The sequence below is a fragment of the Paenisporosarcina sp. P4_E4_2 genome (genome assembly GCF_056401595.1).
Genome location: NZ_JBFUJC010000046.1, coordinates 1 through 13,812 on the forward strand (window position 1 = coordinate 1; position 13,812 = coordinate 13,812).

The 13,812-nt window shown below is 37.1% G+C and carries 11 protein-coding genes; all 11 read right to left on the reverse strand.

Annotated features, from left to right (window positions below):
• Positions 1-278, reverse strand: a 278-nt coding sequence (locus AC1DSB_RS05785; protein WP_477586073.1) for a hypothetical protein, incomplete at its 3' end; no start/stop codon positions are given.
• 310 nt (positions 279-588) lie between these two features.
• Complete coding sequence (locus AC1DSB_RS05790; protein WP_477531347.1) at positions 589-4,134, reverse strand: S8 family serine peptidase; 3,546 nt, start codon at positions 4,132-4,134, stop codon at positions 589-591.
• 188 nt (positions 4,135-4,322) lie between these two features.
• Complete coding sequence (locus tag AC1DSB_RS05795; RefSeq protein WP_016429568.1) at positions 4,323-4,958, reverse strand: response regulator; 636 nt, start codon at positions 4,956-4,958, stop codon at positions 4,323-4,325.
• Positions 4,933-6,792: a GAF domain-containing sensor histidine kinase gene (locus AC1DSB_RS05800; protein ID WP_016429567.1), complete on the reverse strand. Its 1,860-nt coding sequence runs from the start codon at positions 6,790-6,792 to the stop codon at positions 4,933-4,935. The genes AC1DSB_RS05795 and AC1DSB_RS05800 overlap by 26 nt, the downstream gene beginning before the upstream one ends.
• A gap of 1,019 nt (positions 6,793-7,811) precedes the next feature.
• Entirely contained in the window at positions 7,812-9,173 is a 1,362-nt protein-coding gene (locus tag AC1DSB_RS05805; protein WP_477531348.1) for a D-serine ammonia-lyase, read from the reverse strand.
• 67 nt (positions 9,174-9,240) lie between these two features.
• Positions 9,241-9,561, reverse strand: a complete 321-nt coding sequence (locus AC1DSB_RS05810) for a DMT family transporter (RefSeq protein WP_016429565.1) — start codon at positions 9,559-9,561, stop codon at positions 9,241-9,243.
• 40 nt (positions 9,562-9,601) lie between these two features.
• Positions 9,602-9,931, reverse strand: coding sequence for a DMT family transporter (locus AC1DSB_RS05815; RefSeq protein WP_016429564.1), 330 nt, complete (start codon positions 9,929-9,931; stop codon positions 9,602-9,604).
• Positions 9,932-9,962: 31 nt separating this feature from the next.
• Entirely contained in the window at positions 9,963-10,835 is an 873-nt protein-coding gene (locus AC1DSB_RS05820) for a Cof-type HAD-IIB family hydrolase (RefSeq protein ID WP_477531349.1), read from the reverse strand.
• Between the two features lie 133 nt (positions 10,836-10,968).
• Positions 10,969-11,751 carry a DeoR/GlpR family DNA-binding transcription regulator gene (locus AC1DSB_RS05825; protein WP_477586075.1) on the reverse strand — a complete coding sequence of 261 codons (783 nt, stop codon included), beginning with the start codon at positions 11,749-11,751 and terminating at the stop codon, positions 10,969-10,971.
• A 27-nt stretch (positions 11,752-11,778) separates the two neighbouring features.
• Positions 11,779-12,792: an ABC transporter ATP-binding protein gene (locus AC1DSB_RS05830; RefSeq protein WP_477586077.1), complete on the reverse strand. Its 1,014-nt coding sequence runs from the start codon at positions 12,790-12,792 to the stop codon at positions 11,779-11,781.
• Positions 12,792-13,646, reverse strand: coding sequence for an ABC transporter permease (locus tag AC1DSB_RS05835; protein WP_477586079.1), 855 nt, complete (start codon positions 13,644-13,646; stop codon positions 12,792-12,794). Before AC1DSB_RS05835 ends, AC1DSB_RS05830 begins: the two co-directional genes overlap by 1 nt.
• Between the last annotated feature and the right edge of the window lie 166 nt (positions 13,647-13,812).

The following is a 13,812-nucleotide window of genomic DNA, read 5'->3' on the forward strand; positions in this document are numbered from 1 at the left end:
GCGTTATCTGCTCCAGTGAGTTTATTAATGTTTGCTTTTTGCTCAGGAGTAAGACCTTCAAGAATACGGTTTACTTCTTTTGCATTAAAGGTTTCACTGGATGGACTTTGCTGATTTTGCTTCGATTCAGCATGTACATGTGTTAAAGCCTGAGGTAATGCAATGTTTAATAGCATTACACTTAACGCAAAGAGCGAAAATACTTTCTTTGCTTGTCTCTTACTAAATTTTTTACTGAGCGTTCCTGTAAAAATCTTACTGATTTTTTCCCTCTTCATACCGCATCCCCTTGTCCTTATGTAATTGTTTTTTCTCTCTTAACTTATATTCTTTACAAACAAGTCTTTTAAAGAAGAATCCATGAAACTAGTTAACTTGATTCCGTCTTTCATCATCCCATATTTCTACTTTTCCGAAAATTAAACATAGGATGTAAATGTTGTTGTTATTAGTTCTATACCAGTATAAAACAAAAGCACTACCCCACGACTTTTTATTTAATCATTCATCTTTTGCGTATAAAAATGGCACCATGCACCGAACATGAAAAAACCCAAGTGATTCATCCTCACTTGGGTCGCAATCGATTTATTGTTTGAGAACCGTTACTTGTTTAGGCTTTGTCGTTACTTTAAAACCGTCTTTTGTCACGACATCAACTGATATAGAATACGTTCCATTTTGAAGGTCCGTATTAGGTATCCATTGTGTTTTCAGTGAATGTTCATTTTCTACTTTAAACGAATCGACTATCTTTCCACTTGCATCTTTAACATTAATTGTCCAGTCTACTCTGGCAAAAGCCCAGGCATTAATTTTTGCAGGTTTGCTTTTGTTAATATCTGCAGTTGGAGTGATACTGATCGTTTGAACGGCCATATTTGGATTAATATAGCTCGGATCTCCCCAAACTTTGTACGATTGATTTCCTGCATAATCAATGGCTAGAATAATAATACTTTTCGGTTCTGTATTAACTAAGAAAGATTTTTGCTCAAGACCTAGTGAATAATGTTGTCCATTCACCCATACAATTGCAGAATTAAAGTCACTTGCATTGTCTTGCGGATTGAAGGAGATTTCATATTTTCCGTTCTTTGGCGTTACTGAAATATCTGAAACGGTCGGAGCGACAGAATCTACCGTAATTGGCATTTTAACAATCTGTGGTTTTGCGTTTAAATAATCTAATGTTGTTTTGACAACATATTGATAAACACCATCAGGTACATATTGTCCGGATGAGTCTTTCATATCCCATTTATATCCGCCATAATTTGTATCCCCATATGACATTATATTTTTTCTAAATTTCCATGGAGTACCAGTATATTCACTAAAATCGCCTAAATTTTTAATGAGATTTCCAGATTGATCTTCAATATACATTTCAACTTTGTCTAAATTACGTAAGGTTTGGAATGACGGATAGATACCATCGAGTATATAGTTTTTCGAGAATGCAATATGGTTAAGACTGAACTTGCCAGTATACGGGTTATATCCCAATGGATATCTTTCTGCATTCTCATCCCAAAGGGCCGTATATCCTACAAATGCATCCTTCTCCCATGCAGGTGCGTCGATATTTCGTGGTTCATCCCATTTTCCATAGAAGCCCATATAAGGAACAGTTAAAGGCACTGCTTTATCTTGGTCTTTGGCTACTGGAACTAGACGAACAAATCCTTCTACAAAACTATTTTTCTTTAAGGAATCTGGTAAATTTACATTAACAGTTAGCATTTTTGTTTGACCTGGTTTAATTTTAACCAATGCTCCAGTTTTATCTGTTACTACATTATCATTTACAGTGACAGTCGCACCATTAATACGTTCACTAGTTAATGTTAAATACTCTTTTGAATCCAATTGCCCATCACTATCTAAATCGAATTCCTTCATTTCAGTCTTATCTTTCAATAGATCTACATAAACATTGTATTCAATATCATCACTATTTTTTTTACCCTTAGGTGTGTCGAATGCTTCCATGTTTAATTTAAAGCTTGTGTTTTGACCGATTTCCTTTAATGCAACCGCTCCAGCTTGTTCTAAAGGCGTGTTTCTACTTGTCACAATGACTGGTGTATTAATGGCATTTTGAATTTTCATTATCCCAGACCCTTGTACACGTGGTGAATATGGAACTTCTCCATTTGTCCTTGGATCCATGGCAATATTAGCTGTATTCATTAAAGCAAGTTTTGCTTTTAAAACTGTATCTTCTGAATGGGTTAATCCTTTTTGATAAAGGGCCTGCAATAACAATGCTGAGCCGCCTGCAACATGAGGAGTTGCCATCGATGTACCGCTCATCACTTCATAATCATTTCCTGGTATAGTTGAATAAATATTTCCACCAGGAGCAGAAATTTCCGGTTTAAAATCTAATGTACTTGGAGATCCAAAGGATGAAAAAGAGGACATCGTGTCTTTCGCTGGATTCTCTACCCAAGTATCGCCTGCAAAGTTCATGCTTAAATATTGACCACTTGGCAGACTATTCATTTTACTCAGTAATGCTTCACCTACAGCTTTGCTAGTTGAAGCCGTTGGTACTGCAGTTGGCGTTACTGGTAGAGAAGAATAATCTGACCATACTGCAGGTGGTATCATAATAATAGCCTTTGCTCCTGCACTCTTTGCAGTAAACTGAATGGTTGAAACAGTACTATATGGATTTAATAGTTTAACTACGGCAATGTAGTCAGTTTTGTCTTTAGGATAATCTGATGCATTCTTCCCTTCCCCAACATTCACCAAATCATAAGGTACATCTGGTGAAAGAACCTTAGAGACTTTAAAATTATACGATGCTGGAAATTGCGTTTGATCTTTGAACGGCACTGAAAAACCACTTGGATCTGCTAATGCATTTAAATGAAGTTTAGTATTTTCATAGGAAGCAACCGATAATGCATATGGACTTACACCTGGTGCACCAACTGTTCCAATATCCGGATTTTCCGCATATGGTCTTAATGAAGAGAGAATAATATTATTCTTTGTACTATAGGCTGTATTACCAGCTGCCACTACAACAAGGGTGCCTTGTTCTGTCGCAACTCGGATTGATTTTTGGATCGGATCAAAATCTTCATCTACATAGCCTGCATCAACACCTAAACTCATGTTGATTACATCTGCACTCATTGTGACTGCATGCTCAATTCCTGCGATAATATCATCCTCATAGGCACCACCGCCATTATCAGAAAATACCTTCTCAGCTAATAGTTGAACACCTGGTGCAACTCCAGCGACAGCACCCTTCGTTTCGTCGCCATTTGCTCCAATTGTACCGGCCACGTGTGTACCATGCGGACTGCCTTTTGTTCCCGGAATGACATTGGTATCATTGTCTGCCCAATCATATCCTGTTGGAACTTTTTCGGAATACCAAATTTCGTTTACGTCTGTCTCAGTAAATTTTTGATTAATTTTATCTTGAGTCCATTTTTCTTTCGCTTTAGCTGTGTCAGATAGATTCATATCTTTGTGCGTATAATCAATCCCGGAATCTACGACCGCTACTACTAATCCTTCACCTTTATAACCATATTGTTCCCATACTTTTTGAGCTTGTACCAATTCTTTACTTGCTGCCATATTTTCCTGGAAAATTCTAGCGACGTGGACATTCGTAACCCCTGGAATAGACTGGATATCTTTTATATTTTGGAACTCTGTTTCTACACTGAATCCGTTAAACCCTTCGAAAAAACGATGCTTCACTTTAATAGGAGCATTTGATTTAGAATTTTTTTCTTTTGAGATTTTTTCGATTACTTTATCTTGTTTTTGTTTATATAAAGCTTTTTTGTTTTTGGCTGTTTGCTCATTTTCAGTTGGTTGTTCAACTTCTACGATTAAGCGAACAGTATCATTCGGTTTATATGCTGTAGCCAAACCTTCTTTTTTAACGTCTTTATATAATGAATCTTCTTGACCTGTTTCGATCATATCCTTATCAAAAAATAATTGTCCTCCTTGTTCCACAATTTCTTCAAACATTTGCGACTTAGCTGGCGTAACATCACCTTCTGCAGAAACGGCAACTGATGAAAATAATAAGGAAGTCATCGCTGCTGTGGTCATGACTTTCCATGCCATCATTTTTCTTTTTTTCATGAACCTATCTCCTTTTTCTTATAAAATTAAAAATAAATGAAACTAGTAAACTTCAAATCTATCTTTATTATTTCACTTTTTTACTTTTCTGAAAATTAACCATAAGGTATAATTGCTACAGCTTTTGGTTCTATACCAACATAAAACAAAAGAACTATCCGCACCTTGTCTAGGCGCAGGATAGTTCTTTAAGAAAAAGGAACAAGTTGATTTTGAACGGCATAAATGACTGCTTGTGTACGGCTTTTCACATTCAGCTTTTTGAAAATCTTATTGATGTGAATTTTAACTGTCTTGTCACTGATAAATAGGACTTCAGCAATTTCTTTATTGCTAAGACCTTTGACCAATTCAAACAGTACTTCTTTTTCACGATCTGATAGCACATTTTCGTTACGTTCTGAATTTGTTTGATGATACGTTATCAGCTTTTGGGTCATGCGAGGATGAATAACCGAATCCCCTTGTGATACCTTTCGAATAGCTTCTACCACTTGTTCAGATGACGAATCCTTCAATAAATAGCCATCTGCACCCGCCCGAAGTGCTTCCATTAAGTATTCATCATGTTCAAACATCGTCAATATAAGAACGCGGCAATTCGGATACTGACTTTTCACGAGGGACGTGACCTCAATGCCATTTTTTCCAGGGAGATTGATGTCCATCAAAATAAAATCAGGTCTACACTCCTCTACTTTCTTCAATACCTCCTCCCCGGTAACGGCTTCTCCTACGACTCGGATGTCGGATTCGAGATCCAATATGCTCCGAAGTCCATCACGCAAAACAGCATGATCATCCACTAGTAATATTTGAATCATGATACTCCTCCCCTGTTTCTGAATTTGGAATTGACAATGTAATTTCTGTACCTTTTCCTACTGAACTATCAATCTGAAGGGTAGCTCCCAGTTGTTCAGCTTGTTCATTTATATACAAAATGCCATAATGAGGCTCATGTTTCGATTTAATCATGGCTTCAAAAAGGGAAAAGCCAACCCCGTTGTCCTTCACCTTTAAAAGTGTATGTTCACGTTGATAGCTTAGGAGAATGTCAACCTTGTCCGCTTTTGCATGTTTTACAATGTTCTGCAAGCTTTCCTGTAAAGTATCAAAAATAACTCGTTCTTTTGAAAAACTGAGTGTACGAGAACGGCCTCTTTCATGATAAGTAATGGCCAGATCATATTCTTGTTTTATAGATTCAATTTTATCAGCAATTGCTTGTTTTAGCCCTAGCCTTTGGGTAGGATATGGCTTTAAAGCAAAGATAGAATACCGAACTTCACTTAAACTATTCCGTAATTTTTTTATGCTTTTGTCTACCACTTGCTGCATGTTTCCTGATTGATCTTCGGATTGCTTCTGAGCTGATTCCAGCTGAAATATGACCCCAGCTAATACTTGTGCAATTCCATCGTGGATTTCACGGGCTAGTCGATTTCTTTCTTCCAAAATAACTCGCTTTTCCTGTTCAGAGACGAGCGACCGTGTTTTAAGCAAGCTACCCAAATGATTGGCAAACGTAGCTAAAGACTGTATATCTTCGGTAATAAAACTCGCCCCCCTGCTTTTGCCTGCAACAAACATTCCAACCAACTCATTATTGACTTTAAGAGGTAAGTAGACGAGGGAGCGTATGACATCTTCAAATACTTCATCTCCAGGAGCCATACCCGTTTTCCAATCAGTAACAACAAAGGTTTGGGCTATCTCCTCAAAATTCGGATGCAGATCAAACGAACTTGAAATATTGGAATGTACTTTTCCATCCTTTAACAGAATCTGCCAGTCCCCTTCATCTTTTGCCCATAAAGCATATGCTTGTATTCCCAAGAATCCTTTAAGTGATTGTTTCATCTGATGTAAGTTTCCGGCAGACAGACCCTGACTCAACTCCGTTGTAATAGAAAAAAGTTTATATAATCGTTCTTTTTCAATCCGTATTTGCCAGGAGAAAGAACTAATGATGCAAATGGCTACAAGCGGAAAAAAGAAGAACGGAACAGTAATTCCATCCATCTCTCCGCGATATCGATGTTCTAAAATATATATAAGAAAGGCGTAGAATAAACAAAAACTTGCACTCAAAAATACTAACAAATTTTTCTTGTGCCATTGTTCTCGCGTGTATGGCTGGGGAAGAAGCACCATTAAAAGATCGAATAAAAGGGTGTTGATAGAGCAAAAGAATACGGTAAATAAAAGCGTGCTTATTAATTCTTCATATAAAAAAGGCAGGTTCATCTCCGTAATAAAAAAAGAAATACATTGTTTGGACAACCACTCTGCTAGAGTGATACTTAAAGCAAGTTGAGTACTATTAAATAGTATTCTTTGCATGTGAAAACGGCGAAGGGACTGGGAAAATACCATTACACACACAGAAGCAATGACAGTTATATGTATCCCAAACCCCCAAATCATTGGATAAATGAGCGTAAGGCTGGGCGTGATTCCGCTTCTCCCAATGCGGAAAGGAAAATACTCAATAATCCCCATAAACACAGCTAACAGCAAAAGGATTATTAATTCAGAAGGCATTTCACTTTTAAATAGGGAATTGATAACAGCAATCATACCAAGAAAAGAAATAGAATAAAGATAAAAACTCGCTATTTTTTCTCTCATAGATATAGAGTCTATCTTTTTCAAAACAATCCCTTCCTTTATCTCAACGAAATATAAGATTACTATTATTATGCATCAAAAAACCGGCACTGGCAAAATGAAGAAATTCCCCACTAGTCAATAACCGGCTGTGCTCCTAGACACAGTACTAGTATAAAGCTTAAATCTTCATTTGCCTGTTCATCAAATGTTGTAATTTTAATCACACTTTCACACTAGACCGTATAGTACAAAAGATATATACGATTCCCATCACATGCCATCAAGCTAGAAGCTACTATTTTAAAAAAAGGCTACTTTTCTGGTAGCCTCAGACTGTAGACAAAAAATAAAAAGAGTGAATATAACTGTATACTAATGAAAAAGAGCGTATGCAAGAAAATGTTGATTTCCTTTGCGGCGGACGCGTTTCGCGGGGCACGGCTTTAGTCTCCTCGTCACTAGAAAAACCGGTGCTCCTGCATCGCTTCGCTAGCTTCGTCGCAAACGAATAGTGCAAACTTACATTTGCACTATTCGTTTCCTGTGGGGCCTTCAGCTCGTGCTGTTCCCGCTGAAAAGATTAGGACCAAAGGCAATTTGATCCTAATCTTTGCGACGAGTAACCGCAGGAGCAGATGTTTTCAGACGCCTCCACTCCAATCAACGGATTTCGCTTCTGTTTGCGTATCTCTTCATATTATTTCATTAGTAAGATGGTCAGCTATTTCTGAAGACTCCTGCGGAAAAACGAAATAAGCTAGACCCCACAGGCACAGCTGTCATAGACAGCTGTGCCGAGGAGGCTAGCGTTTCGTCCGCGGAAAGCGAAAGAAATAGCCGACCATAATTTTTTCGATAGAGTGCAAAAGATAAGAATGCGAATACTTTTATATTGATTAATATTCTTTTATCAACAAGCCTGAGGCTTCTTTTCAGGTAGCCTTTGTTTTGTTCCTTTATATTATTCAGAAAGTCTAGAGTAGAGAAAACAGAGCCTTACTCTATGGCCCTGTTTTCTTAATTGGTCCCTGGCCATTGGACAATATTTATCATGAATCCGTCTAATCACAATTCGGCTGGGTTCCTTGTGATAACGTTACTCCTTTTTTATAATATTCGTTTTTCGTTTCTTTAGGAACCATACTTCCACCGGTAGCCCACATAAGATGTGTAGCATTTTTCATTTTATCTGTTAAGTTATGATTTTGTATGTATTCTTTTCCTTCTTTTTCAGTCCATAACTTTACCGGCCCTATTACACCGGCTAATGCGGAAGGTTCGAGGTGAATATTTTCTGTATCGACCAATGCGCTTAATAGTTTAAATAATTCATCATCACTAACCGTATAACTTCCGCTTAATAAAGGCTCGATGGTTTGACCAACGAATCCTGATGGCCTTCCTACCGCAAGGCCGTCTGCTGATGTGATATTGTCAATTCCAAAATCTTGTACAGAGACTTTATCATGCAGACCTGTTACTAGCCCAAGTAACATACATGGAGAATGTGTAGGCTCTGCAAAGAAGCAATGWACTCTATGTTGATACATTAGTTTTAAACCAAAAGCCACTCCTCCTGGCCCACCGCCTACTCCGCATGGAAGGTAAACAAATAGTGGATGGTTTTCATCTACAGTTACATTTAAATCTTCTAATTGTTTTTTTAGTCGAATTGCTGCCACTGCATATCCTAAAAACAAATCGCGAGAGTTCTCGTCATCAATGAAGTGGCAATTTGGATCACTATCAGCCTGTTTGCGCCCCTCTTCGACCGCTTTGCTGTAATCTTCCTTATATTCAATCACCGTTACTCCTTTACTTTTAAGGAGATCTTTCTTCCATTTCTTTGCATCCGCAGACATATGGACCGATACTTTAAAACCTAATTTGGCACTCATTATGCCTATACTTAACCCTAAATTGCCTGTAGATCCGACGGCAATGGAGTAATCGGAAAAGAAGTTTCTAAATTTATCGCTATCAAGGATCGAATAATCATCCTCTACTGATAATAAACCATGTTGAATCGCCAACGTTTCTGCGTGTTTCAACACTTCGTAAATGCCGCCGCGTGCTTTAATGGAACCTGAAATGGGAAGGTGGCTGTCACATTTCAACAAAAATGTCCCTTCTAATGGATGCTCATAGGTGTTTGATAACTGTTGATGCATCGCCGGGATGGGTACAATCGGAGATTCAATGATTCCGTTGAGGTTTCTTGTTTCAGGAAAAACTTTAGCAATGTAAGGAGCAAAACGCTTGAGCCTTTCCTCAGCATCTTTTACATCTTTATCATTAAGTGGAAGTTTCTTACCCTCTGTTTGAAACGGTTCATATTTAGGATTTGACCAAAACACTTCCTTTGTAGCAACTAACTCGTTTATTAAAGGATATTCTTTTATCCAATCTTGAATAGTTTTCATCTCTCTTCGCCTCCATAGGGATCGTACCTTTTTCTGTATCTACTTATTGCCATTTAATACCCTGATATTAATGTCCAGAAGTCATTTTAATACCTACAGCCCCTGTAATTATACACATAATCAATAGGGTTAATCTTAAACTTCTAGGTTCATTAAAGAATATCATTCCTGCTAAAACACTTCCAACAGTGCCGATAGCGGTCCATATTGCATAGGCAGTTCCCACTGGAAGAGAAGTTAATGACAAAGAAAGAAAATAAAAGCTTAAACTCCCAAAAAAAAGACACGCTACAGAGGGGAGAATTTTTTTAAATCCGTCTGCAAGTTTCAAGCTTATAACACTACCAATCTCGGCAAATCCGGCAATAAGAAGAAAAATCCAATCCATCGAATCATCCCCTAACCTTATATAAATCATTTCATTTTCTTTAATGTTTAGGTTGTGCTGGACCTATTTTTATTCCAATTATTCCTAGTATCATTAAAGCCACAAAAAATACTTTCAGTGGATTAATGGTCTCTCCCCAAAAAAGCATCCCAGTTACTACAGTTCCCACCGTTCCCAATCCAGTAAAAATGGCGTAACCAGCTCCTAAGGGAATTGAGTGTAAAGCCTTTGAAAGTAAAAAGAAACTAAAGATTATGATAATTATCGTTACTATACTAGGTATAACTTCGGTGAATCCGTGTGAATATTTAAGACCGATCACCCAGACAATTTCCAAAAACCCTGCCATTATGATATATATCCATGCCATTTTTTATCGCTCTCTCCTTTGGCATTGACACTTATTTTTGAACTACGAAGTTCTCCATATATCGATAAATCGCATGAGCTACCCCATCCTCGTCATTTTTAAGGGTTGTCGTTGTACAAACAGTTTTTATGACATCTTTCGCATTTCCCATCGCTACGCTGTATCCAACTTTCTGGAACATGGATAAATCATTGTTGCTATCCCCGATTGCCATAGACTGATCTAAGGAGCCATTCATCAAGATAGCCAATTTTTCGAGGGCCATTCCTTTTGAAGCACTTTTACTTGTAATTTCAATGTTATGATCAGCAGATGAAACAACCATCAACTCATCAAACTTTTTGAATTGGTTCCATGCATCCTCTAACTTCTTCTTATCAAAAGAACATGCTAATATGTTATAGAATTCTTCCTCCTGTTTTAAGATATCATGATAGTTTTCAACTAAAACATATCCAAACTGGTCAAATTGCCTTTCCGCTACTTCAACTAATTCTTTCATATCTGTATTCAACTCTGCGCTTTTCAAACTATTAATCTCATTCTGGAAATGTTCTCTTCCCTTTTTAAGAGTATAAATGGCTTTATCAGTAAACACTTCGTAATAATAATTCCGTTCATCTAGCCATTGGAGAATAGATTGGACACAATCTTTAGTTATCGTAACAGAAGAAATGCACTTCCCGCTTTTCGAATGAATAGTTGCGCCATTTGTCCCAATTACAAATGGGGAAATCCCGGCTTTTTCACAAATTGTTTGAACGTCAAAGTAAGCCCGCCCTGTTGAAATAACTACTTCAAAGCCTCTATCTTGGGCATATTGAATCGCCTTTATATTTTCTTCACTAATTTCATTCATGTCGTTTAATAATGTTCCGTCTAAATCTATCGCAATGAAATTCATGGCTAAATAGCTCCTTTTCTCATTCTAGCTATTAATTTATCTTTCTAGCTTTATTACCTACTATCAATAAAAATCTAATCAAAAAAGAGAGAGAACTCGCTCTTCCATCTCGATATGTCCTTTTATAGATTGACTATGCTAGATTCCAATTGATTTCCTCTAATTTTGAATGATTTCTCCATTCCTCTGGAAATGGTTGCTCGCTGACAATCACATCGACTTTTTCTAGAGGACAAACTTTACAAAACGTTTCAACACCAATTTTAGAGTAATCGGTTAGCAATATAACTTGCTTTGATACCTCGACCATCTTGCGTGAAACTAATGTTTCATGTAAATGATAATTACTAACCCCACTTTGAATGGAAACACCACCAGCTGAAATGAACGCTTTATCAATATTAAATTGATTTAACATTTGTTCTGTGAGACTGCCGCTTATAGATTGATGCTTTGGATCAATTTGTCCTCCTAATAATAGAATTTGTCCTGTAAACTTATTTTGATTGAGCTTTTCGGTTAACACAGACGACACAGGAAGAGAATTGGTTAAAATCGTAATGTCTTTTTTATTTTCAATACACTGCGAAAATTCAAGCATGGTTGTCCCTACATCGATGGCAATCACATCTCCGTTAGAAATGAGTTCTACTGCTTTTTTTCCAACCTTGACTTTCGCTTCTTGATTCACTGTTGTACGCTGTGTAAATGGAGGCTCCTCATATTCAAAGACTGTTTTAATCGCTCCACCGTAAACCCTTTTTAAAAGTCTTTTTTCCTCTAATATCATCAAATCGCGTCGAATCGTTTCCTCTGAAACATCAAACTGATTAACTAATTCCATCACTTTTACTTTTCCCATTATGTTAAGTTCTTYTAAAATTTCATTCTTTCTTTCTTCTGGAAAAACAGACATATTTCTTCCCCCGTGATCATTAATAATTTAAAAAATAATGCATTCTTTCTTCGGTACAAGAATATGAACGTGTGCTCCTTGCTCAAACATATTCCCTCGGTGGTGAAGATAGTCTACAAGGAAAGCGGACTCCTCTGTTTCTACTTCATATCTTAAAACATTCCCTATCATGGAAACATCTTTAATAAACCCTTTAATTACCCAGTTCTCTTGTAAATCCACGCTATCGTCACCAACAGAAACTAATTGTAAAACTTCAGGACGAATCGCGACTTCATTCCCTTTTATTTCTGTGCTGCGAACAAGTTTACGGAAAACTTCCAAATTACAAACATTATAATTTCCGATAAATTTTGCAACAAATGTATTGACTGGAGAAGTATAAATTTCTGATGGAGAACCGGATTGTACAACTTGTCCTTTATTCATGACAAAAATTCGATCAGACATCGTCATTGCTTCTTCCTGATCATGAGTAACAAAAATAGTTGTAATATCTAATTCTTTCTGTATTCTCTTTAATTCTTTTTGCAAACTTTTTCTAATTTTCGCATCCAATGCACTTAACGGCTCATCCAAAAGCAGTACTTTCGGCTCCATGACAAGCGCACGTGCAAGAGCAACCCTCTGCTGTTGCCCGCCAGATAACTGATGAGGATAAGACTCTTCTTTTCCTATTAAATCAACCATTTCAATCATCTTTTTCACTCTTGATTTAATATTTTTTACCTTCTTCATTTTAAGGCCGTACGCGATATTGTCAAAAACGCTCATATTCGGGAAAAGCGCATAAGACTGAAATACCATACCGACTTCACGCTGACGCGGTGATAAATTAGTAATCTCTTTTCCATCAATTAAGATTCTTCCTAAATCTACGTCTTCAAGCCCCGCAATGGAACGTAATAATGTGCTTTTTCCGCATCCGCTTTGCCCAAGAAGTGTAGCAAATTCTCCTTTTTTTAATATTAAAGAAATGTCATTTAAAACGACTTGATTTTCATACCCCTTAGTCACTTGATCAATGGTTACATAGCTCATTATTTTTCACCCTCTAAAGTAGTATTTTTATGAAATGAAAGAATTTGCTTCTTATTTGACACGACAGTTTTTTTTTCGTTTTTAAACGTAAGTTTTAATACAGTCCCCGTTAAAAGCAAAATCATTGAATAATAAGTAATAACAATTGCACTTGTTAAGTGACCACTACTATTTAGTTTGTCGGCAAGATAAATTTGAAGAGTTTCAAATCGGCCTCCGACAAGCAAATTGGCAAAAGCAAACTCACTAAATAAAAGAGCGACTGATAATAAGGTAGAAACTAAAATACCAGATATAATATTTGGAAACACCACCGTGCGAAACGCCTGGAATTTTGTAGCACCGAGTAGTTCAGCTGCATCAACAAGTTGCACAGCATTAAGCGTACGARGACTGTTCCGAATACCTTGATACATAAATGGCAGTATCGTTATGAAATAAGCACCGATTAAAATCCAAGGTGTTCCGGCAATTTGAATCGGTCCATCCGAATATATCTTGATTAATCCAACCGCTCCAACAATGGGTGGAATTCCGTAAGGAAGCATAGCTGCTGCTTGAAGTAATCCTTCCCATTTACTGAAATATACCGTGATGATAAAGATAGTCGGAAGCATAATAACAACACTAAGACCTACAGACATGACAATTAAAAAGAGAGTTCGTCCAAAAGCATCATAAAACCGTTCATCTTTAAATAATTCAATATACCATTGCATTGTATAACTCTCAGGTAAAATGGTATGATCCCATTTACCGGCAATCGAGAATAAAAATGTTCCTACAAGAGGAATTAATAAATAGATAACTAATATCCCTACAATCACTTTATGAAAAGTCAATGAATATTTCATCGTAAATCCCTCCTAATGCGACGCATCATTCGTCCGTTAAACCACATCGCCCCTATCATAGTCGCCGCTAGAAGAACTCCCAACGCACTACCTAACTGCGGCTTTAAGGCAACGTCACTAGCAACTAGAGAGGCAATTTGCAATGACAATAAGTTATAGTTGCTGC